This is a genomic window from Bacteroidia bacterium (genome assembly GCA_027493955.1).
In the GTDB taxonomy this organism is placed as follows: Bacteria; Bacteroidota; Ignavibacteria; order SZUA-365; family SZUA-365; genus JAOSJT01.
Map to the genome: position 1 here is coordinate 1056699 of JAOSJT010000001.1, position 24292 is coordinate 1080990.

21 protein-coding genes are annotated in these 24292 nt (G+C 57.4%); 9 read left to right on the plus strand and 12 right to left on the minus strand.

The window, feature by feature from the left end:
- Positions 1-40: 40 nt before the first annotated feature.
- Genes smpB through M5R41_04230 form a run of 3 tightly spaced genes read left to right on the plus strand, consistent with a single transcriptional unit; the run spans position 41 to position 2306 of the window.
- Positions 41-496, plus strand: a complete 456-nt coding sequence (gene smpB / locus M5R41_04220) for an SsrA-binding protein SmpB (GenBank protein ID MCZ7555592.1) — start codon at positions 41-43, stop codon at positions 494-496.
- A 32-nt stretch (positions 497-528) separates the two neighbouring features.
- Entirely contained in the window at positions 529-1716 is a 1188-nt protein-coding gene (gene tyrS / locus M5R41_04225; protein ID MCZ7555593.1) for a tyrosine--tRNA ligase, read from the plus strand.
- 47 nt (positions 1717-1763) lie between these two features.
- On the plus strand, positions 1764-2306 hold the full coding sequence (locus M5R41_04230; protein MCZ7555594.1) for an arginine decarboxylase, pyruvoyl-dependent: 543 nt from the start codon (positions 1764-1766) through the stop codon (positions 2304-2306).
- Between the two features lie 129 nt (positions 2307-2435).
- On the opposite strand, the gene M5R41_04235 is transcribed toward M5R41_04230, so the two are convergent.
- From M5R41_04235 to M5R41_04265, 7 genes are read right to left on the minus strand one after another with little or no spacing between them, the layout of a single operon-like run.
- Positions 2436-2876: an acyl-CoA thioesterase gene (locus M5R41_04235; GenBank protein MCZ7555595.1), complete on the minus strand. Its 441-nt coding sequence runs from the start codon at positions 2874-2876 to the stop codon at positions 2436-2438.
- A gap of 2 nt (positions 2877-2878) precedes the next feature.
- A complete protein-coding gene (locus M5R41_04240) occupies positions 2879-3916 on the minus strand; it encodes an aminotransferase class I/II-fold pyridoxal phosphate-dependent enzyme (protein MCZ7555596.1) in 1038 nt (345 codons plus the stop codon).
- Positions 3913-5571, minus strand: a complete 1659-nt coding sequence (gene lnt, locus M5R41_04245) for an apolipoprotein N-acyltransferase (protein ID MCZ7555597.1) — start codon at positions 5569-5571, stop codon at positions 3913-3915. Before lnt ends, M5R41_04240 begins: the two co-directional genes overlap by 4 nt.
- Positions 5568-6149, minus strand: a complete 582-nt coding sequence (locus tag M5R41_04250; protein ID MCZ7555598.1) for a phosphatase PAP2 family protein — start codon at positions 6147-6149, stop codon at positions 5568-5570. The genes lnt and M5R41_04250 overlap by 4 nt, the downstream gene beginning before the upstream one ends.
- Positions 6146-6781: a DedA family protein gene (locus M5R41_04255; protein ID MCZ7555599.1), complete on the minus strand. Its 636-nt coding sequence runs from the start codon at positions 6779-6781 to the stop codon at positions 6146-6148. The genes M5R41_04250 and M5R41_04255 overlap by 4 nt, the downstream gene beginning before the upstream one ends.
- A 3-nt stretch (positions 6782-6784) precedes the next feature.
- Positions 6785-7279, minus strand: a complete 495-nt coding sequence (ispF, locus tag M5R41_04260; GenBank protein MCZ7555600.1) for a 2-C-methyl-D-erythritol 2,4-cyclodiphosphate synthase — start codon at positions 7277-7279, stop codon at positions 6785-6787.
- Positions 7276-7536: an acylphosphatase gene (locus M5R41_04265; protein ID MCZ7555601.1), complete on the minus strand. Its 261-nt coding sequence runs from the start codon at positions 7534-7536 to the stop codon at positions 7276-7278. The genes ispF and M5R41_04265 overlap by 4 nt, the downstream gene beginning before the upstream one ends.
- Before the next feature lie 282 nt (positions 7537-7818).
- Here M5R41_04265 and M5R41_04270 point away from each other — a divergent pair, with 282 nt between their 5' ends.
- Positions 7819-9372, plus strand: coding sequence for a metallopeptidase TldD-related protein (locus M5R41_04270; protein ID MCZ7555602.1), 1554 nt, complete (start codon positions 7819-7821; stop codon positions 9370-9372).
- Entirely contained in the window at positions 9369-10694 is a 1326-nt protein-coding gene (locus M5R41_04275; protein MCZ7555603.1) for a metallopeptidase TldD-related protein, read from the plus strand. The genes M5R41_04270 and M5R41_04275 overlap by 4 nt, the downstream gene beginning before the upstream one ends.
- On the opposite strand, the gene M5R41_04280 is transcribed toward M5R41_04275, so the two are convergent.
- The gene (locus M5R41_04280) at positions 10695-11489 is read right to left on the minus strand and encodes a DMT family transporter (GenBank protein MCZ7555604.1); all 795 of its coding nucleotides are present in this window, start codon (positions 11487-11489) and stop codon (positions 10695-10697) included.
- Between the two features lie 34 nt (positions 11490-11523).
- On the opposite strand from M5R41_04280, the gene M5R41_04285 reads away from it, so the two are divergent.
- Positions 11524-11898: a hypothetical protein gene (locus tag M5R41_04285; protein MCZ7555605.1), complete on the plus strand. Its 375-nt coding sequence runs from the start codon at positions 11524-11526 to the stop codon at positions 11896-11898.
- A 39-nt stretch (positions 11899-11937) separates the two neighbouring features.
- Here M5R41_04285 and M5R41_04290 read toward each other — a convergent pair whose 3' ends face one another.
- From M5R41_04290 to M5R41_04305, 4 genes are all read right to left on the minus strand, one after another.
- Positions 11938-13293, minus strand: a complete 1356-nt coding sequence (locus tag M5R41_04290; protein MCZ7555606.1) for a sigma-54 dependent transcriptional regulator — start codon at positions 13291-13293, stop codon at positions 11938-11940.
- Positions 13265-14047 carry a hypothetical protein gene (locus tag M5R41_04295; protein MCZ7555607.1) on the minus strand — a complete coding sequence of 261 codons (783 nt, stop codon included), beginning with the start codon at positions 14045-14047 and terminating at the stop codon, positions 13265-13267. Before M5R41_04295 ends, M5R41_04290 begins: the two co-directional genes overlap by 29 nt.
- Positions 14047-15699 (minus strand): acyl-CoA carboxylase subunit beta, encoded by a 1653-nt coding sequence (locus M5R41_04300; protein ID MCZ7555608.1) that lies wholly within the window; start codon positions 15697-15699, stop codon positions 14047-14049. The genes M5R41_04295 and M5R41_04300 overlap by 1 nt, the downstream gene beginning before the upstream one ends.
- Positions 15700-16214: 515 nt before the next feature.
- The gene (locus tag M5R41_04305; GenBank protein ID MCZ7555609.1) at positions 16215-16406 is read right to left on the minus strand and encodes a hypothetical protein; all 192 of its coding nucleotides are present in this window, start codon (positions 16404-16406) and stop codon (positions 16215-16217) included.
- Positions 16407-16481: 75 nt separating this feature from the next.
- Between M5R41_04305 and M5R41_04310 the strand changes: the two genes are divergently transcribed.
- The 3 genes from M5R41_04310 (at position 16482) to M5R41_04320 (ending at position 23680) form a co-directional block, all read left to right on the plus strand.
- On the plus strand, positions 16482-19655 hold the full coding sequence (locus tag M5R41_04310; protein MCZ7555610.1) for a T9SS type A sorting domain-containing protein: 3174 nt from the start codon (positions 16482-16484) through the stop codon (positions 19653-19655).
- Positions 19656-19770: 115 nt separating this feature from the next.
- On the plus strand, positions 19771-20991 hold the full coding sequence (locus M5R41_04315; GenBank protein ID MCZ7555611.1) for a hypothetical protein: 1221 nt from the start codon (positions 19771-19773) through the stop codon (positions 20989-20991).
- A gap of 97 nt (positions 20992-21088) precedes the next feature.
- On the plus strand, positions 21089-23680 hold the full coding sequence (locus M5R41_04320) for a T9SS type A sorting domain-containing protein (protein MCZ7555612.1): 2592 nt from the start codon (positions 21089-21091) through the stop codon (positions 23678-23680).
- Positions 23681-24292: the final 612 nt, after the last annotated feature.

Sequence of the window (24292 nt, forward strand, 5' to 3'; positions counted from 1 at the left end):
TGTTTTCTCTTTTGTTTTGCGAATTGTGCATGGACAAGGAATGACAACCCCGAAAGACACCGTCAAAGGAATCATGGTAAACCGCCGCGCGCGGCATGAATACCATGTGCTTGAGACGCTCGAAGTCGGTATCGTACTGAAGGGAACGGAAGTGAAATCCATCCGTGCGGGGAAGGTCAATCTGCAGGACAGTTACGCAACCGTGGAAGCCGGAGAGCTCTTCCTGTACAATATGCACGTCAGTCCCTTCGAGAAAGGCAATATTTTCAATCACGACCCCGTTCGTGTGCGCAAGCTGCTCGCGAAGCGCCGGGAGATACTCAAGCTTGCACAAAAAACCAATGAGAAAGGCCTGACCCTGATTCCTCTGCAGCTGTATTTCGTCGGCAGGCATCTCAAGGTGGAATTGGGTGTGTGCAAAGGCAAGAAGCTTTACGATAAACGGGAATCCCTCAAATCACGCGATGTACAACGAGACCTGGAACGATTGCATTGACGACTCACCGCTTCCCCCCCGTCAACGAACAGATGGACGTCATCCGCAAGGGCGCGTTCGAGATTCTTCCCGAAGAAGAACTGCTGCGCAAACTGGAACGCTCTCTCGCGACCGCGACACCGCTCAACATCAAGCTCGGATGCGACCCCAGCAGGCCCGATCTGCATCTCGGTCATTCCGTCGTTCTTCGGAAATTGCGGCAGTTTCAGGACCTTGGCCATCAGGCCATCCTCATCGTGGGTGATTTCACCGGCATGATCGGAGATCCGACGGGCAAGAGCAAAACCCGTCCGTCGCTCACCCTGGAGGATACTCGCGCGAACGGACAATCCTATTTTGAACAGGCCGCGCATGTGCTGGATATCGAGCGCGTGTCCATCGTCTACAATTCGGACTGGCTGGCACCGATGCAGTTCGAGGACGTCATCAAGCTCGCCGCGAAGTACACGGTCGCCCGCATGCTCGAACGTGATGATTTTGAGAAACGCTATCGCGCGCAGGAAGCGATCTCCGTGCACGAATTCCTGTATCCCCTCGCGCAGGCCATGGACTCCGTCGCTGTCAAATCGGACGTGGAACTCGGGGGAACGGATCAGAAATTCAATCTGCTCGTCGGAAGAGATATACAGCGGGAATTCGGACAGGAGCCCCAGATCATTCTCACCATGCCGCTGCTGGAGGGCACAGACGGCGTGGAAAAAATGAGCAAATCGCTTGACAACTACGTGGCCTTTACCGACACGCCCGAGGATATGTACGGGAAAACACTCTCCATACCGGATACGTTGATCCTGCCGTGGTTCCGTCTCCTCACCGATTTCCCTGCTGAACGACTCGGGAATATTGACGCGGCCATGGAGCGCGGTGAAAATCCGCGGGACTTCAAACGCGAACTCGCCCGGGTGATTGTCGCGCAGTATTATGATGAAACGGCTGCCGCCGCCGCAGAAGCGCATTTCGATCGGGTCATTAAAAACAAACAAGCCCCGGAAGAGGTCGAGGTATTTCCCATCCCGAAGGACAGTGATATTTCGTTGCTGGATGTTATTTTTGAAGCAGGCCTTGTCAAGTCCAGAAGCGAAGGCCGGCAACTGATGAAACAGGCAGCGGTCAGTATCGGCGATACCCGCATTCTCGATCCGATGACGCCGGTCCCCGATTCCGATGAAGTCATCGTCAAGGTCGGCAAACGACGGTTTATAAAAATCGTCCGGAGCTGAAACAGTCCATCATCACTTCCATAGATCCATCCATAGGAGGCCCAGCGTTGTTCGTACCGAAGCGCATTTTCTTCACAAAAGGTGTCGGAAGGCACAAGGACTATCTGCAGTCCTTCGAGCTTGCCCTGCGCGATGCAGATCTCGAGCAGCAGAATCTTGTCACTGTTTCGAGCATTTATCCGCCGGGTTGCAAACGCATCAGTAAAGCCATCGGTTTGCGCGAGCTCGAACCGGGTCAGATCACCTTCGTCGTCATGGCACGTAACGCAACCAACGAAGCGAATCGCCTTGTCGCCGCGTCCATCGGCGTCGCCATCCCCACGGACGGAACAACGTACGGCTATCTCTCCGAACACCACCCCTTTGGTGAAACACAGCGCGTCGCCGGCGACTATGCGGAGGACCTGGCAGCCACCATGCTTGCGACAACGCTCGGCGTCGACTTCGATCCCGACAAAGCGTGGGATGAGCGCGAGCAGCTGTACAAGGCCTCGGGTAAACTTTTCCAATCCTTCAATGTGACGCAGTCCGCGGAAGGAAAACTGGGATTATGGACCACCGCCGTGGCTTGCGCGGTCCTTCTGCCCTGACATCACTCGTCCAATATCATCAGTCGGACATGGCCGCGCGCGGGATGTCCGACTGAAGTATTTTCGGACCCCGGTGTCTGCTTCCGGATCACGCGCAACGCTGTGAGAAAAGAAAAAGCCGAGAGGCAGTTATTTCCGGGGAATGGCGCCTTCGTACGCAGCTATAAGGGAGCGAAGTGCTTCCGGCACTCTGCTCGGTGTATTACTCTCCGTATCGACGTGGACAAAGACGTGCTCTCCCCTCGCGCACAAGGTGCCATCGGTCTTGCGCGCGATGTGTTCGAAGCCGATGCTGCTCTCCCCGATGAAAGATATGCGTGTCAGTATCTCCAGCATCTCGTCGAAATACGCCGGGGCGGCATACTCGCAGCAGTTCTTCACCACGAAAAATTTATCATGCGTCAGGAAGGTCCCTTCATCCATGGGAAGCCCCACCGCGCGTATGTACTCCACCCGCGCTTCTTCAAAGAAGTACAAATACTGCAGATTATGAACGACATTCTGGCGATCCACGTGATAGGAACGCACGCGCAGAGGCCAGATATGACGGAAAGTTCGTGCCGAGTCCATGATTACCTCAAAATTGCGTGACAGATCCCGATTGCGCGGTCGACGTCGTCATCGGACAAGCCGATGTGAAAAACAGCGCGAAGTGTGCGACCCATGCCCATACCAATGAGAACACCCTGTTCTCTGAGCTCTTGCTGAACGGATTCCGCCCGGCGTGTGGAGTCGGAAAAATCCAGCAGAACCATGTTGCTCTGCACCCGGTCGCGGTCAATGCGCATCTGCGTACAATCCTGCAGGGCTTCCGCGAAACGTCGCGCACGGAGATGATCCTGATGAAGCAGCGGCAGATGCTCCTGCACGCCGTACGCCGCCGCTGCGGCAAGAACACCGGCCTGACGCATCCCGCCGCCGAATATTTTCCGATACTTGTGCGCCCGCGCAATGAACTCCGTCGGACCGAGCAGCATGGAACCCGCCGGTGCGCCCAGTCCCTTGGAAAAACAAATCGAGATGGAATCCACCGCCGCTCCAAATTCCGCGAATGCCGTCCCCGTGGCGACGTGCGCGTTCCAAATGCGTGCCCCGTCCAGATGGAGCGGGATCTGACGCGCACGACAGAGACCGGACAGCGCACGCATTTCCGCGATGGGATACAGAGTCCCGCCGCAGCGGTTGTGCGTATTCTCGATGCAGACCAGCGACGACCGCGGATAGTAATAGTCCGGCGGCCGCACTGCCTCCTCGACGTCCCGAGGGTCGAGCACACCCATCGCACCCCGTACGGTCCGGAGCTGGACGGCGGACATCATCGCGGGCGCCGCGGTTTCATAATTGAAGATATGCGACTCCTCTTCGACAATGATCTCGTCTCCGGGTTGCGTCCAGGCCTTGATGGCGAGCTGATTGCTCATGACGCCGGTCGGTACGAACAAGCCGGCCTCCTTGCCGAACAGCGCAGCCATATCGCGTTGCAGTTGGTTCACGGAAGGATCTTCGGCATACACATCATCGCCAAGGGGAGCGGACACCATGGCCGCGTACATGCCCTGCGTCGGCCGGGTAACCGTATCGCTTCGGAGGTCAATCGGATGGGAAGTCATTTTTTGTAGTGCACCGCGATGAATGAAAGAAGAAGCAGTAATCCTGTCGCGACCGTGGTTCCAATGGGAAGCCAGTCGCCGTGGCGGGCGTAGAAGGTGATTTCGTCGGTCGACTCCACCTCATCGAGAATGGCGGCTTGTGTGTACAGCTTCGTCTCCTGCCGCACCTCGCCGTATTTGTTGATGAAGCAGCTCACGCCATTGTTCGCGCAGCGCGCGATAGCGCGACGATTCTCGATCGCCCGGAGCACCGTGTAGCGTTGCAGCTGATACGGGCCGGAGGTCGGGCCAAACCAGCCGTCGTTCGTGATCACCCCGAAGGCATTCGCACCGCGCGCGGCAAAGCCCGCGACGAACGACGGATACAGTGTTTCGTAGCAGATCATCGCCCAGAATCCGTCGCGTGTCGGCCGGTTGTTCAGGGTAAACACGGTAGTGTCGTTTCCCAGCCCCCAGTTACTGATGCCGACGCCCCAGGTGAGCGCGTCCTGCATAAACGGTAAGGCATCGAGATACGGAATGCGCTCGCTCAACGGTGTGAGGCGGGATTTCTTGTATACCTGCGGCACAGTCTCCCCCGCCTCCACGAGCATCGCCGCGTTGAAATCATGATACCGGATATTCGTATCTGGTATGCGGCGAGCGCTTCCGGGCGCCGTTTCGGGATCGTCATAGAATACCGTGTAGGGAAATCCGGTGAGCAGCGCGACGCCGGAACTGTCTACCCTGCGGCGCAGCTCCAGCCACTCCTCGCGATACGTGGCCTGAAGAATGCGGAACGGTATGGCTGTTTCGGGCATCAGCACGAGATCGGGTTGGAATTGCGCGAGAGAATCATAGAGATGAAGCAATTTCTGCAGCTTCATCAGCGGTGTTTCACCGCTTCCCCACTTCTCGTAGGGATCGATGTCCGGCTGTACGATGCCGATGCGCAGAGTGCGCTGCGCTGCCTCGGGATTGCGCAACAGCACTGTTCCGTGGATCTTGGGAAGCAGGAGCAACAGCACGACGGTCGCAAGCAGCGCCAGGGCCGGACGCGACGGAAAATGCCACGTCCCGCGAATAATGTGCCGAACGCCGATGTAGAGCAATGCGTTGATGCTTGCTATCCAAAGCGTGATACCAAAGGTTCCCGTCACTGTGATATACTGTATGCCGATATGATCATAGGTCTGCGTATTGGCGAGCAGCATCCAGGGAAAGGACAGTTCGGGCAGATGCGCCAGCCACTCCCAGGTTGTCCACAAAAAAGGAAAACCCGCTCCCATAGCCACCGGCCCCAGACGACGTCGGATGAAATAGAGCAGCATGCCGGGGATAGTGAACAGCAAAGGATGAACCAGATTCACCACCACACCCGCGGCCTTGAGCCAGGGATCGTCGCCCCACCAACCGCTGATCCAATAGATGGTGCCGAAATTCGCCACGAGAAAGGCGAGATAGCTGTAACGAAACGCACCGGCGAAACTCCGCTGCCGCTCCAGGAGAAATAAAAACGGCACCAGCGCCACGAGCGCCGTATGGCCGAAGGGAACGGGCGGAAACGCGAGTGCAAGCAGCAGTCCGGATGCGCAAGCGAGGAGCATGTTCCGGCTTCGCGAATACTCCTGCACTACCTCGCTACGCGGTGCGTCGCGTCGTGTGATCGTCATCATGATGCGGTGTTGCCTTTCTTTGTGGCAATGAAATCCGAAAACCACTGCGATCCCTTCTCCCAGCTATACGCTACCCCCGCGGCAATGAGTGTGCCCAGAACTGCTCCTCCGATGATGTCGGAGAAATAATGTACTCCGACGTAGACCCGTGAATACGCTACCAGCACCGCCCAGAGCAGCAGCCAGGGACGCGCCTGGCGATAAAAATGCGAGACCAGTATCGCCATCGCAAAATTGTTCACCGCGTGCGAAGAAGGGAAAGACTTGCCTCCGCCGCAGCCGACAAGAAGGCGAACATCCTCCAGCGTGTGACAGGGACGCAGACGCCCGACCAGCGGCTTGATTCCGAAACTGCTGAGCTGATCGCTGATGGTGATGGTGACCAGCAGGAGGATGACGGTGATCACCCCGCGTTTCTTCCCGAAAATCATCAACGCCAGCAGCGAGACGGCGTATATGATATAAAAATTCTTGACCTCCGTGATCGTCGGAAAAAACCAGTCGCCCAGCGGATTCGCCAGCGCCTCGTTACCGAAGCGGAAAAGCGCCAGGTCAATGCTGTACAGCCATTCGATCATGCGTTGCCGTTCCCCTGGCCGTTGCCGTTCCGTTTCTTCCGCCATTTCCACCAGGCACGGACGGCCCAGAGCGCAACAACGAGTGTCAGTAAGACGGTAATCACCCGGCTGTATGTGCTCAGGTACTCCCCGATATCCTTCCAGTTGTCGCCGAGCGCATAGCCGGCATAAATGAGAATCGCGTTCCAGAGCAAGGCGCTGAGTGCGGACAGAACCACGGTGATGCCGAAGTGCATTTCCGCGATACCGGCGCAGAAGCTGATCACCGCGCGGGTTCCCGAGAGAAAGCGATTGGCGATGACCACCCAGAAGCCATAGCGTCCGAACCAGCTATGAACCTTGGCGACGAGTTCTGGCGAGATGAATTTGATTTTCCCCGTTTCAAGCACGCGATGCCCGAAGGATTTGCCGAGCGAATACATCGTCACAAAGCCCGCGGTGCTTCCGGCCGTCGCGAAAAGGAGAGTAAGAAGTACGCTTCCCTCTCCCAGACTGATGATGGAGCCGGCCGCGACAATGAGTACATCGCTCGGAGACGGTGGGAAAATATTCTCCAGCCAGGCGAAAAAAAACAGCGCAAAGTAAATCCAGACTACATCAATGCGTGAGAGAAAAGCGACGATTTCCTCCACCTGTTACCTCGCTGCGAATATCAGGGCTGTTGCATGGGCGGTGACGCCCGCTCCCGTTCCGACAAAGCCGAGCGTCTCGCTCGTTGTAGCCTTGAGGGATATCCGGGAAATGCTGACGCCGCAAGCGGTGGCGATATTCTGACGCATCTGCTGCTTGTATGGCAGAATTTTCGGTCGCTCGAGCACCAGCGTCGCATCGATGTTGCCGATGGCATAGCCGCTCTCCGCCAGGCGCTGCACGCTCCGCTCGAGCAGGGAGATGCTCGAAATGCCGCGGTATGCGGCTTCGCTATCAGGGAAATGTTCGCCGATATCCCCGAGCGCCGCCGCGCCCAAAAGCGCATCGCATATTGCATGCAGCAGCACATCCCCGTCGGAGTGCGCCACCGTGCCGAATTCCGATGCAATGGTCACCCCGCCGAGGATGAGGGATTCTCCCGGAGCGAGGCGGTGCACATCGTAGCCATACCCTATGCGGTAAGGAAAATCTTCATTCATCGTATTTCGAACGTCTGGAACACATTTTCGCTCTCCTCCCACGTCACCCGAACGTCAGCCACCGCGGAGCGCATGGGACCTTTGCGCAAGTCCTCGAGCAGGATACGCAGATCGATCTCCCTGCCCTGCGCGAGCACCTCCACGCGTCCGTCCGCGCAATTCCGAACCCATCCGTTGATGCTCAACCCCTCCGCGATGCGCAGAACGAAATAGCGGAAACCCACCCCCTGAACAAAACCCGATATACTGACATGCATCGTGGTGCAACTCATGTTTCAAGATACGGAGAGCAAAACTGAAAAACACCGGGTTAGGCGCTCGAGCGCTGCGGGTTTCCCATGCGACAATTGCCGAAGAGCACCTAGGCTCAAGGCCTCCGTGGAGTACCGTCGTGCTTGCCGAAGCGTTGCTGTAGCCGGTATTTCGTTGCCAAACCGCAACGTACCGCGATGTGTGTCCACCCGTCGGACGAGCGCTTCTATGCACTTTCCCTTTCTCGCACTACATTAGATGTTTGTACCATGCCGATGAATTGACACATGCGCCGAAGAACATTTCTCTCTCTCACCGGAACCGCGACGGGCAGTCTGCTGCTGCGGCCATCCGCGCAGATCTTTTCCCGCTCTCTGCTCCGAAGCGAAAACCGGGAGAGCGACCTGCTGATCGATCTGGTCGATGCCGCGATGACGCAAGGAGCCGAATATGCCGACGCCCGTCTGCTGTCCACTCGAGCGCAGACGGTGCAATTGCGCAAAGACGTCGTCGCGCAACTCACCGATGTCGAAGATCGCGGCTTCCTGCTTCGGGTGTTCAAGAATGGCGGATGGGCGAGCAGCGCCATCAGCGGCGCTGTGGAGATACATCCGCGGCATGTGGCACGCCAGGCGCTGCAGTCCGCACTGACAGCATCGCAACTTTCGCCTGTCCCCTTCGATCCGATGCATCGGCCCGAGCAGCTCACCGCCGCGTACGCCACTCCCATGGAGCGCGATCCCTTCGAGGTGCCGCTGCAGGAAAAAATCGATTTCCTTCGCGAAATAGCCACCGCGCCTCTCACCGTGCAGCAAATCCCGCATACGGTGGCGAATCTCTTCCTCAACAGGACAGACAGCGATTTTTTCAACAGCACGCAAACCCGCCTGCGACAGACCACGACAAGCCTGTATCAGAACTATGCGCTGACCGCCTTCAGTCAGGCACTGAAACGCATGGATTCCCGCAGCAGTCCGCGCGAAGCCAAGGCCGGCGGCTGGGAATTGCTGAAGGAATACTCGCGCAGCGAACTCGACACGCTCATTCAGGACGTGATGAAAAAACTGCAAGCCGAAGCACTCGCAGAGGGCTCCTTCGATGTCGTTGTGGATCCGACGGTCATGTGGGATTTGATCACCGACACACTGCTCCCGCATCTGGACGCTCGCCGCATGCTCGAACGCGACGGCGCGCGACCGGGAGGCAGATGGTTGACGCCGGACATGGTCGGCGCAGCACAGATCACGTCACCCGCTCTTACGCTGGGCTGGGACAACACTCTCCCGGGGGGACTTGCGACCTGCGGTTGGGATGACTCGGGACGACCCGCGGACAGCGGAACCCTGATAGATCAGGGGAAACTCCTTCGCATCGTCGGTTCGGATGAAATCGGCGGTGTACCGGCGCATCTTGCTCATACGCGCTCGAATAGCTGGCGGCAGCCGCCGCACTGCTCCATGCCCAACATCGTGCTGAAAAGCGGTGGGACGAAGACGCTGCAACGCCTGATCGAGTCGGTGCCGAATGGTATACTCATCCGCGGCCGTGGAAGTATTATCACGAATCCGCAACGCACCATCGCGCGCATCCGACCGCAGATGGGTTGGCGTATCCGTGCCGGAGAGGTCACGGACATGGTACGGGATTTCGAAATTGAGGTCCCCGTGGAGAAGCTCTGGAACAGTCTCGGTGAGACGGGCGGCCCGCTGACGGCGATCACCGCGGGCGAATTGTTTCCGGAGCGCTGCTACCCACTGTGGACGCAACCCTTCTCCGTATCCACCCCGGCGGCACTGTTCCGCGCCCTTCCAGTGTACTCTTCAACCGAGAATGCATCATGACGCGCACCGACACCGAGCAACTGCTCTCCCGCATCATCAACCGCTCGAAAGCCGAGGAAACCTTCGCGGTACTTCGCGGGACCAACGCCACCACGCTGCGCTTCGCAGACTCGCTCCTTCTGCCGCCGTTGCAGCTTTCGGACCGGATAGTGCAGATCAGCATCAGGCGCGGAAAAAAATATGCCTCCACCACGCTCACCGCCTTCGATGACGCGTCCGTGGACCGGTGTTTCTCCCGTCTCGAAGACATGCTCCCACAGTTCACCGAAACGGATACCATTATCCCCTTCCCGGAAACGCGCCTCGTTCTCGAAGCACCGCTCTTTCATCAGCGGAACGAGGATATTGCACCGGAGTGGCGAAACGCAGCCGCGGAAAAGATGCTCGATACCTTCCGCACGGCGGCCCTCTCGGTAAGCGGCAGTCTCGTGACCAGCGACTCGGTACTGGCTGTCGCAACCTCGAACGGACTGTTTCTTCATCAACCGTCTTCGCTCATCCACGGTGATGTACGGGCGTACTCCGGCGATGGCTTGCAGACGTCCTCCGCGCGCGTGTACCGCCACCGTCTGGACACGTTCGATGCGGCCGCTTTCGCGACCCATGTACGGGATCGCTGTTTGCTTTGGAAGCATCCCGCGGATATCAAAGCCGAGCGCATCACGACCATTTTCTCACCGCATGCCTTGGCGGACTTGCTCATGCCCCTGTTGCAGCAATTTTCCATGCGCGCCGTGCAGGACGACAAAAGCTTCCTGCGCCGCCTGGACGGTTCGACCTTCGTCGGTTCGAGAATGTTTGCGAAGGGTGTGCATCTGCGTTCCGATCCGTTCGATCAGGAAGTCCCGTCGCTGCCGTTTACCATGGAGGGCAATGAGGTCAAAGCCGTCACGTGGGTGCGCGACGGCGTCATCGAGAATGTGGCCGAGGGCAGATATGATACAGCGGGAAGCGTCCGCGACGTCCGTCCCCTGCCGACGAATCTCATCATGGAGGGTGGCGACGCGCAGATCGGGGATTTGATCAAGAAGACCAAACGCGGTTTGCTCGTGCACGGCTTCGCCTCACTCGGGATGGTAGATCCCAGGAACTGCCTTCTCTCAGGCTCCACCCGCGACGGCGTGTTTCTCATCGAGAACGGGAAAATTTCCAAAGCTGTGAAAAACCTTGTGCTCCGCGAAACCCCGGTGTATCTGCTCAAGGAGGTCCTCGACATGTCCGTGCCCGAGGTGGTTTCTCCGTCGGGCTCCTATTTTCCCATGCGCCTCCCTTCGCTGCTCGTCAAGGACGTCATGTACACGCAAGCGAGCGGCGTGATCTGATTATTCCTTATTCAGCGCGGCGAGCAGTTCGGAGATCAGCAGGCCGGCGAACATCAGCGACGCCCCGACAACCTCGATGGTACTCATGGTTTCACCCAGTGCGAAATACGCCATGACGGCGGCGAACACCGGTTCGAGGGAAAAGATGATAGCGGCCTTGGTCGGTGTGGTCTCGCGCTGATATTTCGATTGCACGAAAATCGCAATGGTGGAAGCGAAGAAGGCCAGATACAGCACCGCTCCTATCGCACCAGCGGAAAACACCGCCGGACCTCCGCCGAAGAACGGTGCAAGCACAAAACCGATCACCGCAGTCACGACAAACTGATAAAATACGATCTCGCGGTCGAAGCCGTTTTTCGTAAACACGTCGAGATACACGATGTAAAAGGCGAAAACAACGGCACAAAGCAACACCAGCAAATCACCCTGATTGAAGGTGCTGTCGGTGGGATTGGTGAACAGGTACAGCCCGGCTGCCACGATGAGTACACCAAGGATGTTTCCCCACGACGGCATGCGTCGCTCGATGGCCAGTTGCAGCAGCGGTGTAAAGACGACCATGGTCCCGGTGAGGAATCCGGCTTTCGACGCTGTGGTCTGCACGAGTCCGATGGTCTGCAACGCGAAACCGCCTCCGAGCAGCGCACCCAGTATCAACCCGGCTTTGAGTGAGGCCCTGGTAGTTGTCCGTATGTCCCGGAAGGTGTAGATTCCAACCATCAGGGCCGCGAGTGCGAAGCGCGCACCCTGCAACACCATAGGCGGCAGATCGTTCAGCGTGTATTTCGTCACGCTGAAGGTGGACCCCCAAATCAATGTAATCGCGATGAGAAATCTGTCTGCTCTCGGAAATATCGGACTGCCGCTCTTGTTGGCCTGCATGTTCTGTGTGTGCTCCATGTGGGGATGCGGCGGCGGGGAAACACCCCGGCTGCCGGAAGAGAAGTTCGAGCAAATATACGGCGATATCCTCTTTCTGGGAGAATTGCACCGCGAGGACACGCTGGCCATGCGCAAGGCGGTGGACTCGCTGCTCAAAGCGCATAACACCGACAGCACGGCTCTGCTCGCCACCGCGCGCGAGCTCGCCGACGACAGCGGCGCGCTCAACTCCATCTATCGCAATCTGATTCTCCGCTTCGAAACGCTTTCCATGCCGGACAGCTCGAAAGATGTCCCCGAATGGGACAGGCCGAACTGAAGCACCTTCTCAGGCTGCTCTCCCCCGCTTCTCTCAACATCAGCTTCGTTCGAGTCCGTATTTCTTGATCTTGGAATAAAGATGGCTGCGCTGAATGCCGAGTTCATCCGCTGTGCGGCTGATGTTCCAGTCATAGCGATCGAGCTGCCGTTGAATGAACAACTTCTCGGCCCTGTCCTTGAACTCCTGAAAATTCATGTCCATCGGAAGAGCGTCGTCCGCCGGGGTGACGCTACCCAGAACGTAGCGCCCCACGTCCGCGCTGCCGATATGCTGTGCAACCATGATCACGAGTCGCTCCACGGCGTTGCGCAATTCCCGCACGTTACCCGGCCATTGCATGGCACACAGCCGCTCCATTGCGGCATCGTCTATGCTCCGTTCGGGAAGTTTATTCTTTTTGCAGGATTCGCGGAGGAAATGCCGGACGAGGTCGGGAATGTCTTCCCGACGGTCGCGCAACGGGGGCACATGAATCGGAATGACGTTCAGGCGATGGTATAAATCCTCGCGGAAGCGTCCTTCGCGAATTTCCGTGAACAGATCCTTGTTCGTGGCGGCCAGCACGCGCACGTCCACCGAAATTTTCTTGCCGCCTCCCACGCGCTCGAAGGTGCCTTCTTCGAGAATGCGGAGTACCTTTGCCTGTGCCGGCAGACTCATGTCTCCGATTTCATCGAGAAACAGAATACCGGCGTCGCTCTGCTCGAACTTGCCGATGCGCTGCGCCGTGGCTCCTGTGAACGATCCCTTTTCGTGACCGAACAACTCGGATTCGATCAGTTCATGCGGAATGGCGGCGCAGTTGACCTCCACCATGTCTTTGCCGGCACGGGTGCTCTGCCGGTGGATCGCGCGCGCCACGAGTTCCTTTCCTGTTCCGTTCTCTCCGGTGATAAGAACATACGCTTCGGTAGGTGCAACGCGCGCTATCGTTTCCTGCAATTCACGCATCACGCGTGAGCGACCAATGATCTCGCCGGATGGTTCGATCTGACTGCGCATCTCGCGATTCTCGCGAAGCAATGACGTCTGTGTAATCGCGTTGCGCAGCGTGATGAGAATTTTTTCCCTGTCAGGCGGCTTGGTCAGAAAATCGAACGCGCCTTTGCGCGTGGCCTCCACAGCCGTTTCGATGCTCCCATGCCCGGTGAGCAGAATCACCGGAAGCGTCGGATTACTCTCACGAAGACGTTCCAATGTTTCCATACCATCCATACCCGACATTTTGATGTCGAGAATCACGGCATCGGGTGATCGCCGCTGCACCGCCGCGAGCGCTGCGGGACCGCTGTCTGCATCCTCCACGTCAAAACCTTCGTACTCGAGCGTCATTCGCAAGGTCTCGCGTATGCTCTGTTCATCGTCAACGATCAGGATGCGTGCTGCTTTCATTGTTTTTTGACCAATGGTGAAAAATGTCCGATGGGCGTACGGCCCGCTGCCGCTGAAGTTGCATGGCGAAGACTATGCCCATGCGGTTGACCATGATGTCGCGGTCGTCGTGAAAGCCTTCGAGCTTGAACACCTGCTCGAACCACTCCACACCGTAACCGAGGACGTCAGCCAACGAGGGTTCATTCACGACGGTTTGCAGATATGCCGAGCCGAAAAAATGCGGCAGCTTGTCGCGATCCAGCGAAGGCGGCGTATCGGGCAGCAGCAGACCAGGCAGATTGGCCAGCCGTCGCTGAAAGTCGCTCCTGCTCTCTGTGGAAACCGGTACGGTAATCGTCCAACCGAGCAGCGGTACCACCGCCGGAAAGCGATGATACGGCAAGGTGGCCCAGGTGAGCGCCAGCAGCGCCGCTTGTATGTCGCCCTCCGCGAGATACACCGCGTGATCGAACAACGCGTCGAGCAATCTCAGATCTCTCTCCTGCGTTCTGGGCTCCGTCAGCTCGAGATCGGTGATGTATCCCCGCAGTTCGTACATGATTCCCAGCGGCTCCGGCAGCAACGCCCTCCGTAACATCGCCCAGATGCCCGGGAAGGGGACGTCGCCGACCCGTTCGCCGAGCGATGGGATTGCGTCTTCGGCTGGGACACGCTGCGCCGACGCGGGCGCAACGAACAACAACGGGAGTACGACGACAAGGCGGAATGTACCGGTCCGGAGCGCCCCCTGCCGTGTCTGGCCTCGCCGCATCAGGTCTGAATCACTCCCGGATTGAAAGGGCGCAGTTCCGGATTGCAGTCCGCGGCGTCTATGCACGTCGAGATCACAGCGCGCGTATCCACGGGATCGATGATGCCGTCCACCCACAGCCGGGCTGCGGCATAGTAGGGGCTGGTCTGCGCGTCGTAACTTTGCTGAATGGTTTTCAGGAGTTCCTGCTGCTCTTCCTCGGTGATGCTCCGGCCGCTGTGCTTCATTTGGGAGAGACGGATTTCCAGCAGGGTCTTGCTCGCCTGCGCTCCGCCCATAACCGCGATTTGTGCCGTGGGCCAGGCGAAGATGAAACGCGGATCGTAGGCCTTGCCGCACATGGCGTAGTTGCCCGCTCCGTAGCTGTTGCCCACGACGATGGTGATTTTCGGCACCACGCTGTTTGCGACCGCATTGACCATCTTTGCGCCGTCCTTGATGATGCCGCCGTGCTCGGCGCGGCTGCCTACCATGAATCCGGTGACGTCCTGAATAAACACCAGCGGAATGCGCTTCTGATTGCAGTTCATGATAAATCGTGTGGCCTTGTCCGCGCTGTCGCTGTAAATCACACCGCCGATCTGCATTTCGCCTTTGCCGTTTTTCACGATGGTGCGCTGATTGGCGACGATGCCCACCGCCCAGCCGTCTATGCGCGCGTACGCGCACACCAGCGTCTGTCCGTAGTCCGCCTTGTATTCGATGAATTCCTGATCGTCCACGATGCAGGCGATCACATCCTTCATGTCGTAGGGACGAGCCCTGTCTTTCGGTACTATGCCATACAGATCCGAAGCAGGGCGTGCGGGATCCACCGCCGCAATGCGATTGTACCCGGCGCGCGGCCGGGCGCCGAGTTTGGAGACCAGATCGCGGTATCCCCGGAGGCAACTCGGGTCGTCGGGCATGCGATAATCGGTGACGCCGCTGACCGAGCTGTGAACGTTGGCCCCGCCGAGACTCTCATTGTCTATCTCTTCGCCGATGGCGGATTTAACGAGGTGTGATCCGGCGAGAAACACCGAGCCCGTTCCCTCCACAATCATGGCCTCGTCGCTCATGATGGGCAAATAGGCCCCTCCCGCGACGCAATGGCCCATGATGGCGGAAATCTGCGGGATGCCCATGGAGGACATGATGGCATTGTTGCGGAAAATTCTTCCGAAATGCTCCTTGTCGGGAAATATTTCGTCCTGCAGGGGCAAAAACACACCGGCCGAATCCACGAGGTAGATGATGGGCAGGCGGTTTTCCATGGCTATTTCCTGCGCGCGCAGATTTTTCTTGGCGGTGATGGGAAACCAGGCGCCGGCTTTCACGGTGGCGTCGTTGGCTACCAGCACGCACAGACGACCGTGAATGTACCCCAGCCCGAACACCGTCCCCGCCGAGGGCGCGCCACCGTACTCGTTGTACATTTCCCAGGCGGTGAACAGCCCGATTTCCATGAAGGGCGAGCCCGTATCGAGCAGCGCGTCGATGCGTTCACGTGCCGTCAGTTTTCTCCGGGAGTGATGTTTTTCTATGGCCTTCTTGCCTCCTCCCAAACGTACATGCTCCTCCCGCGCATGCAGCACGCGCAGCAGATTCTTCATGGCGTCTTCATTGACCAGGGCGGCTTCGTCGATACGGGCGGATCGTGCATCCTGCATGGATTTTTCCATCTGTGGAACGTCGTTGAAAATACTCCACCGCAGGTCGAGAGACAAACGGACGTGCGAAGTACTACGAAATGGCGGTGCGACCTTTGTCCGCATTCGTACACGGGCCGACGCGGATTGGGGACGGATTCATGCGAAAAGATTTCCCCGAGTTCTCAATGCGAAAAGCTTCGGGGTGCCGCCATACAAACATACTCCGCGTAACCCCTTTCATTTCCGCCTGGCCCCCTTCTCCGAATGCGTTGAGGCTGTGTCTCCGGGGGGGATTGTACTTGCTTGAATCTAAACGAGACAAGGATGGTCGTAATTACTTGACATTTGCAAAATTATATTGTAACATAGCTCCCACGGAAGACATCGGAGTCCCATAACCGGAGAAAAAGGTGCATGGGTGCGCGTTTCCCTGAATCCCGTCAATAGTCGCTTGTGTTCAGAGTTGTCCGCGTTCCGTACTCTTGCCGCCTTCGGAGGTAGTCGCTGATACTGCGGTACACGCCTGTACCGTGTTACATATCACGTTCATGGAGGACCTTGTTATGGAGCTGTACCACCCACCCACCCACCCACCCACCCACCCACCCACCCACCCGTCCGGACAACTGAAGGGTATCGGCAACGCCCAGCGCGAGCATTGCCGTCGGGGCAAGCGAAATGCGCAATATAAGCCGGGAGACGCGCGTGTCAAAGATATATCGCATTCCCCGGTCTTGCTTTTTATTGCGGTCTGCCTGCTCGCTACCATCATGGTTGGGACGGTGCATGCGCAGCAAACCATGATGCTCATGACACACGAAGTCGAGGTTGTCTGCCAGGGGGTACCCGGAGATAACGTCAGCATCAGCGCTGAGGCGGACGGAGATGTGTATGGCGCAAATTTCAGGTTGTTGGATTCCGGCGATCCCAACAACTACAAGTACTTTTACAGCGATCAGAGCAGCGCCTTGAGTAACGGACAGAATGTGGATCAATTACTCTGGGATTTCACCGACGACAATACGGCGGGTGCGGGAAAATTGATGTACGGGTTCTATGAATTCACTGGACCCAATGACACCAAATGCTACCTTAATTACCTGCACTGTTATGCCGGCGGCCCGGATGTCCAATTGCGGTTCTCCTATTCCGGAGGAGTGTACTCATGGGCCTGGAACGACGGAGGCAACTGGGTCACCTTCACCAACCTCAACCTCTGGGAAATCACAAATGAGAGCCGGGATGTGAGCTGTTTCCAGGTTGACGTTACCTTGCAAAATGTGTTCCATCTCAAAGCGGGAGGTACACGCAACGATTATGGTTCAATCTTTGTGGACAACATCTCCACCTCCTACCCTTCTCCATCCACGGTAGAATTCGATCTGGAGTCCAATCACGACTCCTGGCCCAGTCTCAACATCACCAACGCGGTCGAATCAGGTGTGATTCACAAGTTCCATGACTGGAATGGCTACGAAGTCTACCACAATGTCATTCACAACTGGGACGCAACAACGATTACAAAAGTAGACGCCAACCACAAACATACCTCCGGGGGGCTGGGCAAAGTACGCTTCGACGGCACTCCGTCCACCTCCACAGTGGAAATGCGTGATCCATGGAAAGTTGTATGGCCGCAAAATGATCGGCCGTACTCGGACTTCGACTTCCATCAGATAAGCTTCCCGTACAATGGCTACAACTTCAAGAATGTTGCGGGAATGGGAGGACTGTTTGACGGCGAGGACCCAACAAGCCCAGCTCATTCGTACTTCTCCATACGCACTCCGGAATATCTCGAATGGAACGGTTCCTCCTGGGTACTCGCGCAGGCAAGCAACTTTCCGGCTGTCGGTGATGCGATGCACTGGAAGTTCCGGGGCACCCCGAACGAACACGACATCATGACCTACGCTCCGGTAAATCAGAGTCATGTTGTCTCCGATTATGTTACGAAGGACCTTGTTCTTCAGACTGAAGAAACGGATGTGCTCGTCGAGTATAAAACCCATCTTCTGTCCAGCACCCCTGTGCAATTCGGCAGCGCATCGGGACCTCTCGGCGCCAATTCGCAACGTCAGGTAGACATGATGAGCAACGACGGCTATGTGGCCGTGTATGAAAGCAATGAGTATATCTGGCTCATGCGCAGCGCTCCCGATCCCGTGCAGTGGGAGTGGGAACTGCCACTTGGCCCGGGAATCCGACCTTCTCTGTGGGCAGTCGGCGACTCCGCTTACGTGAGCTGGATACACGACGGCAGGATTCAGGTCGGGAAATACCACGCCGGGCAGTTCAACATGCTCGAAACCTGTACACTGATCAACTACGAACCGGCGGACCATGCCTACCCCGTCGTGGCGTATATCGAAGACTTCGTTTGCCTGGTGTATGAGGCTCAGGGCAGGACAGATTTGTTCTACGTGGTCATTCAAAACGATACCTGGTATGACGAAGGCATAGTACCCGACGCCCTATCATCCGGCATATCCTGCCTGACTCCGAGCATGACAACGAGCCCGGGTGGATTTCATCTTGCCTGGCGAGAAGGTGACGATATAGCCACCCGGACAATGACGGTGCAGACGTGGACAAACCCTCCACAGATCGCTTTCGACGCACCAGAGCTGCTTCCGCGTTACAACGAGTGGTATGTCGGTGCGCCATCCATCACGAAGTATCATTTCGATGCGCAGCCACCGAATGACATCCTTCGGGTCGTAGCCGCCCCATCGCGGGGATCCTTCGGAGACGCCAAGATCAACATTTTCAGTATGGACGTGAGCCTTACCTGGTCGCCCATGCAGTCCTTTTTCGGCAACTACTACACGAATGACATTTGGGCTCCCTCGCTTTCGTCTATCGATCGCGATCCATGCGCGGCGGCATACGACAACGTACGGTGTGCCTTCAATGTCGCCGACCTGACGACAAATCCGGTCTCGTATTCCACCCGCGCAGTGGGTGTGAATTGCGGCACATGGCAAGTGAACGACCCACAGGTGTCACAGGCCACACATCCCACTCTCGTGGCTTTTCCGCCAGAGAATATGGGTCTGGAACTCTACATCGATCTGGCGTCGAATGATGTACCCACTCCATTAGCAAGCACGTGCAAGCAGATCGGGAGCACACGCAACGCACTGAACAAGGCCTCCGCCAGCAACGATCTTCTCGCTTCACGGGTGCTGTGGTTGCGGGAGGATACAGCATGGGTTGGGCTCGGTCTCGGTAACATGCTTATGCAGCGCCCAACAGGAGATGAACCGATAGACTGGCATCAACTCCCGAAACCGGGCACGGCCATTTCGCCGGCCGGAGTTGGCTCCTACATCCTCTCCGATGAGTTTGTACCCAACGCACAATCCGTGCTGCGATACAGCATTCTGCGCGAGAGACTTGTGACACTCGGCGGTCCCGACGTAGATGCCGTATACATCGAACTGCTCGATGCGGGAACGGGCAATGTGCTCGAAATCATTGAAAACATCGATCCATCGGCGTTACAGGTTGGAAGAAACATCACTACAGTGTACAAATCGTTGCAGTCGTATTCCGACAGAAATGTTCGTCTCCGCATGCGTCCGCTGTTCAATGTATCAGCGCCTGAATTTGCCGTGGCGGACTACTACAACATCGAGCGGGATTCTACCGTTGTCTTTCCGAAGGCGCAAAGCGAGTCCGAGATGCATGTCGCGACTCCCGAAGCTTCGGATATTCGCCTGGAACAGAACTATCCCAATCCGTTCAATCCCGTGACAACGTTGCGCTATTATCTCCCCCGCTCCTCATTCGTTACGTTCAGGGTGTACGACAATCTCGGAATCATCGTGACGACGTTAAAGGAAGGTGACTGCGAAGCGGGTTCGCATAGCGTTACCTTTGATGCAAGGGGTCTGGCCAGCGGCAACTATATAGCGAAGCTTACGGTTGACGGCTACTCGGTGATGCGGCGCATGACGCTTCTGCGCTGAGTGATTTATCCGGCAACATGAACCTGACACGTATCTCATGACGTCAAACTCCTGGATTCCGGTTGTAGTACCGGAGTCCAGGAATATTACACAGATAATTCGGGCGGATTACACAATGAGACGCAACATACATTCTCCAAGTCGTTACGACGCTGTAGTTTGCAACTATATGCGCCGGCAGAGCTCTTTGCCGCATGTTTTCGGGATTTGCTTCATATACGCAATAATCGTATCTCTTATTGGATGCGATGATGCACCCGATACACCTTTACCGAACACACCTCTCGATAATCCCACAATTCAATCCGTTGACACCACATCTCATGAATACACCTGGAAGACCTGGCACTTCGGGGATACACCAACGAGCCACTTGCAATCGGTGAGTGCCATTCACGACGATTTAGCCATCGCGGTAGGTTATATAGTCTTCCGCAATACCGACACCACGAAAAGCGGCCGATGGTCAAGCTATAATGCGATGAAGTGGGATGGCGCTGAGTGGCGTCCATTCACAGTGCTGAGGCAATCGATACACGACGCTGAACCAAGAGGAGGAATAAAGAGATACGACACCGCTTATGTAAGCGCTCGCGCAACACAAGAAAGCGTATGGGGAGAGGCACCAAACAATTGGTCCTTTTATCCTAGTGCGAACTACTGGGATGGTACGACATGGGTAACTGAACGCTTCTTCTATCGCAGTGACAGCGTTAGCATATTTCGGTTCTGGGGTCCTGAGCGTGATCGCTGGTACTGGGGTGTCAACGGGTATATCGTTCACGGAAGCGGCCGGAACTTTAAAATCCAGCATCGAGTGGTGTATGATGAAATCCGCGGTGTTGCGGGTAACAAGGACGAGGCCTGGGCTGTCGGCATTGGTTATCCCTTATGGTCGAATCCCTTCGTGTTGCACTACAAGTACGGAACCTGGCAAAAACTTGATTTTCACCTCGCCTCTTCTCTAAATTCCACCGAGGCAGTCTGGTCGGATGACATCGGCGCAAACCCCGGCGGCTGCGTGGTCATGGTCGGAAGCCATATCATACTCTATGATAGTACCTGGCAAAATGTTACCAGACCGCTGGGGCCCTTAAAGCTTCCGCACACTCGTTCCTTCCGCTGCGTGCATGGCACGGGACGGAATAACATCTGGGTCGGCGGCGATCGCGGCGTGGTGGCGCATTACAACGGGAAAAGTTGGCGGCATTACCCTGAACTGGACAACGAGGACATATCGTACTACGGCGCCTGGGCAACCAAAACCAGGGTTTTTCTGGTCGGTAAAGAAGGATACCAGGCCGTTATTACCGTGGGAACGCGTGTGAACAAATAATACGCGTCCGACGGATCAGTGCAGGACCGTTGCCCTTGATTTTCTATGCAGGATATCGGATATTTCGGTTTATTATTACGCACACGACGGAGGTGACATGACCAAATCGTTCATAGGTGTTTGCCTGATACTCCTCGTTGCCGAAACCGCTACGGCGCAAACGGGAGCTTTCCAATCCAATCCGGTATTTACCGGCGGAAATATGGAGTTCCATGTATCCCTCAGGGGGCAGCTCGGTCACGACACCACACGCGGCGGGCATGGAATAGTCTGGCCCGCAAGCGGGGTCTCCTCCCTCTCTTCGCGCGGCTTGTGCTTCTCCTCCACACCGGTGCTCCTCGGTCTCGTTCGGGACGGATATCGCGTCGCCGCATCATTTGAGAGGGATGCCTTTCTCCCCGGTCCCATCATCGACGGGCAGCCGGTTGCCAATCCTTTCGACGCACGCTTCCGCGCCTACACCATCGAAGAGGGCGATATCGCGGCAATCGATTACCGCGAATGGCCCGCCGAACTCGGCGCGCCCGTGAACGCCGATGGCTCCCCACTGTTCTATGGCCGCAAGCAGATGTTCTGGGTGATGAACGATCTCGATGCGGACGCTCTGTCGAAGAGCACAGGCACCCCTCCGCTGGGTGTGGAAATGCGTTGCCTGCTGTACGAACCCTGGCCGGGCATGGCAAGAGAGAATACGCTGCTGCTGCAGGTCACCTATATCAACCAAGGCTCCGAACGTATCGAAGACGCACTGCTGGGCTATTACATGGATATGGACGTGCGCAACGGTACGCAAAACCTAGCTGGTACGGATTCGCTCCGAGGCATGGCCTGTGTGTACGACGCAGGACTGAATACCACCGGGAACGGCATGCCCACCGCCTTCGGGCTCGTGATGCTTCAAACGCCTGTCTTGCCCGCGCCTGGTGAGAAGGCGCGCTGGAATGACGGATGGCGCGAAGGATACCGCAACGGTCCCGTCGGCGCCGCCGTACTGCCGACGAAGTCCTCCCCGGCCGCTATACGCGATCCCAGGCAAGGCGAAGGGGGCGATCAATGGCTGGCTCTGATGCAGGGCCGCGGCACGGGTGGCGTTCGTGTCCTGAATCCGCTCACAGGCCTGCCTTCTGCGTTCTGGGTGTCCGGCGATCCCGTGAGCGGTACCGGCTGGCTCCCATCACATGGCATCGACCTCGCCACGGGCCAGAACCTGGGGCAGCGAGTGTCGGACGTGCGTGTCATGCTATCCTCCGGCAAAATCGATCTCGCTCCCGGCGATACGCAGCAGGTGACCTATGCCTTTGTCGCCGCGCGCGGGGCATCGCCCGCCGCTGCAATCGCCGACCTTCAGCACCGTGTGGATTTCCTTCGCGCCGATTTCATGAAAACTCCGCTTGCCGCCGCGTACAGAGATGCTTCCATCTCTCTGGACACCTCCCCAGAGGGAAACACCCGCATTCACGCATCCGCCCTCATGGCCGGCATCGATGCGGAGATGCGTGTCGAAATCACCGACGCGCGCGGAGCGCTGCTCCGGTCGGCTCCCCTCGCGCGCCAGGCCTCGGGTTCTGATTGGGCTTACAGTGCTGTCGTCACGATGCCGGAACTCCGTCGCGAAGGCGTCAACGCCTCCTTCATCGCCGAAGCCAATGGTGAAATTCTCCGCATACCCGGACGAGTATCCATTCCGATCGGCGGCACGCTGGAGCTGGACGGCTTCAGCATGCTCGAGGAAGGCGACGGCAATAACAGGGTCGCGCCGGATGAAGACGCGAAATGGTTTCCCCTCATCCATAACCGAACGCCCTTCGATTACTCTCTGTACGCGCAATCCTACGACTTGCCGAATTCCGTTTGGTTGCATGTAAGCGGTATCCCCGCAAACAGCACGGTGCCTGAGGTGTCCGGCCCCTGGCAATGGCTTCCGGCCTGGGGATACTGCTCCGTCTGGAATCCCGGCTTGATCAGCGCGACAGGCAGCCTGCGCTACGATTACGATGTGTATGACCCGGCATGGAATTCCTGGTGGAATCGCGCATCAATCGTGCCGACCGACACCATCGCACAGGAATGGTACGACGCTCTCATGACGCAAGTCGCCGGAAGCTCGGACGAACGACCGGGTGTTCGCATCATCGACAAGGCACTGCTGCAAGACCGCTGGTATGTCGCGACCGTCGGCGGCAGCGGCTGGGAAAGGACGCTGTCACTGCGCGATTCCCTCTCCGAGCACCTGTACGTGCATCCGTATGGATTGGACCATTTCAACGGAGGCATTCCTGTGACCGATGGATTCAGAATGGTCCGCGGCACCATCACGAGTTACGACAAGAACCGCAACACCGTGACCGCCGCCGATCGCTTCATCTTCAATCCGCGGCATGTGCTGCTGGGCCGCAGCCGCACGCCGAGTCCGTCGCTGTCCATGAGCGAACCAGGACCGCAACCATTGACCGACTGGTCAGCGACCTATCTCGACCTTCCCGAAGAATCGCAACTCCGCGTCGAGGTCTACAACGCCGTCGGGCAGCGCGTCAAAGTACTGCGAAACGAATACGCGCAAGGAGGCCGCCATCTCCTGATCTGGGACGGCTACTGGGCCGACGGCCGTCCTGCTGACACGGGCATGTACCTTCTGCGCGCCGTGACGAAGAGCGGCGAAGTAACAAGAAAGATTATGGTGCTGCGGTAGGTGTGTATCGTTAATCGTGAAACGTGAATCGTTAATCATTCCACCTGAGGCGGATAAATCGTAAGTCGTCCCGCCTGAGTGTGCCTACCGATCCGCCGGGGCGGACACCGGCCCATTTCGTAAGTGACATCATCGCACACCAGTACGTGCCAGCAAACCTCGTCATGCTGAGGGCTGCGACAGCACGGATATTGCTTAAAAACCCGATGTCAGCAGAGCAGCGTCTCGAAGCATGATTCTTTCCGTAACGTAATCAGAGCCCCACTTCCATAAGATGTCATTAACCTGATGAGCTGGGGTGCAGGTGGCGCGTGCTCGCGAGTCCCCCGGATGTGGTTGGGGGGGTACACTCCAGTGTCGTCCTTCGGACTCAGAGTGCGGGTGGGTTGAGCGCATCCCCCAACTGTCGTTGGGCGTTATAGGAGGTGTCGTCCTTCGGACTAAGTTATCGGGTCGGTTGCGCGTGGCCCCCAACTGACGTTGGGGTCGAAGACTCGCCATGGCGAGCTTAAGGGAAGTGTCGTCAGCCTCAATGTGCCCACCAGTCCGTGGATAAATCGTACATCGAAAATCGTAAGTCGTAAATCCTCCTTGTCTCTGCCCGGGTGGCAT

Coding starts and splice junctions, on each gene's coding strand:
- M5R41_04300 (MCZ7555608.1), bottom strand. CDS start 15,699: ATGCAGGATGCACGATCCGCCCGTATCGACGAAGCCGCCCTGGTCAAT.
- M5R41_04250 (MCZ7555598.1), bottom strand. CDS start 6,149: ATGATCGAATGGCTGTACAGCATTGACCTGGCGCTTTTCCGCTTCGGT.
- ispF (MCZ7555600.1), bottom strand. CDS start 7,279: ATGAATGAAGATTTTCCTTACCGCATAGGGTATGGCTACGATGTGCAC.
- M5R41_04285 (MCZ7555605.1), top strand. CDS start 11,524: ATGAGAAATCTGTCTGCTCTCGGAAATATCGGACTGCCGCTCTTGTTG.
- M5R41_04305 (MCZ7555609.1), bottom strand. CDS start 16,406: ATGCGATATATCTTTGACACGCGCGTCTCCCGGCTTATATTGCGCATT.
- M5R41_04275 (MCZ7555603.1), top strand. CDS start 9,369: ATGACGCGCACCGACACCGAGCAACTGCTCTCCCGCATCATCAACCGC.
- tyrS (MCZ7555593.1), top strand. CDS start 529: ATGGACGTCATCCGCAAGGGCGCGTTCGAGATTCTTCCCGAAGAAGAA.
- M5R41_04240 (MCZ7555596.1), bottom strand. CDS start 3,916: ATGACTTCCCATCCGATTGACCTCCGAAGCGATACGGTTACCCGGCCG.
- M5R41_04290 (MCZ7555606.1), bottom strand. CDS start 13,293: ATGAAAGCAGCACGCATCCTGATCGTTGACGATGAACAGAGCATACGC.
- M5R41_04270 (MCZ7555602.1), top strand. CDS start 7,819: ATGCGCCGAAGAACATTTCTCTCTCTCACCGGAACCGCGACGGGCAGT.
- M5R41_04295 (MCZ7555607.1), bottom strand. CDS start 14,047: ATGCGGCGAGGCCAGACACGGCAGGGGGCGCTCCGGACCGGTACATTC.
- M5R41_04315 (MCZ7555611.1), top strand. CDS start 19,771: ATGAGACGCAACATACATTCTCCAAGTCGTTACGACGCTGTAGTTTGC.
- M5R41_04235 (MCZ7555595.1), bottom strand. CDS start 2,876: ATGGACTCGGCACGAACTTTCCGTCATATCTGGCCTCTGCGCGTGCGT.
- lnt (MCZ7555597.1), bottom strand. CDS start 5,571: ATGATGACGATCACACGACGCGACGCACCGCGTAGCGAGGTAGTGCAG.
- M5R41_04320 (MCZ7555612.1), top strand. CDS start 21,089: ATGACCAAATCGTTCATAGGTGTTTGCCTGATACTCCTCGTTGCCGAA.
- M5R41_04265 (MCZ7555601.1), bottom strand. CDS start 7,536: ATGCATGTCAGTATATCGGGTTTTGTTCAGGGGGTGGGTTTCCGCTAT.
- M5R41_04310 (MCZ7555610.1), top strand. CDS start 16,482: ATGATGCTCATGACACACGAAGTCGAGGTTGTCTGCCAGGGGGTACCC.
- smpB (MCZ7555592.1), top strand. CDS start 41: ATGACAACCCCGAAAGACACCGTCAAAGGAATCATGGTAAACCGCCGC.